The sequence below is a fragment of the Bradyrhizobium sp. NAS80.1 genome, from assembly GCF_001908205.1.
Taxonomy (GTDB): Bacteria; Pseudomonadota; Alphaproteobacteria; order Rhizobiales; family Xanthobacteraceae; genus Bradyrhizobium.
The window spans coordinates 1-625 of sequence record NZ_LGHL01000498.1; the positions used below are offsets into that span (position 1 = coordinate 1).

The 625-nt window shown below is 64.8% G+C and carries 1 protein-coding gene; it reads left to right on the plus strand.

Going from position 1 to position 625, the window contains the following annotated elements; translation table 11 throughout:
* A partial coding sequence (locus AC629_RS44510) for a flagellin (protein WP_084810849.1) occupies nt 1–625 on the plus strand: 625 nt, incomplete at both ends.

Genomic DNA, 625 nt, shown 5'->3' on the forward strand with positions numbered 1-625 from the left:
CTCTCCGCCGTCTCCGACTCGCTCGGTCTGTCGGCCGCGACCGTCGACACCGAATATACCGCTCTGACCTCGGTTGTGGGCGACAAGACCGGCGGCCTGACCAAGCTCCAGGCGCTGCTGGTCGAAGCCAAGACCGCCGGTATCGACCGCACCAAGATCCAGGCCGACATCACCCAGATCCAGCAGCAGATGAAGGGCACGGCCGATGCGGCGACCTTCAACGGCGTGAACTGGCTGAGCACGGTGACCGGTACCACACCGCCGACCTTCGACCTGGTGTCGTCGTTCTCCCGCGTTGGCGGCACGCCCACCGTCGGCAAAATCACCCTGACGATCGCCAACTACTCGCTCTATAGCAGCACCCAGACCGGCATCCTGGACAAGGTGAGCGGCACTGCGTCGGTCAACACGATCGACATCAGCGCGGTGGACGACTCGGCCGCCCAGCAGACCATTCTCGATGGCTACATCGCGCAGGTCACCGCTGCGATCAACTCGGTGGCCTCGGCCGCCGCCGACCTCGGCGCCGTCAAGAACCGCATCTCGACCAACACGGAGTTCGTCAAGACCCTGATGGACTCGGTGGATCGTGGTGTCGGCCAGCTCGTCGACGCCGACATGAACG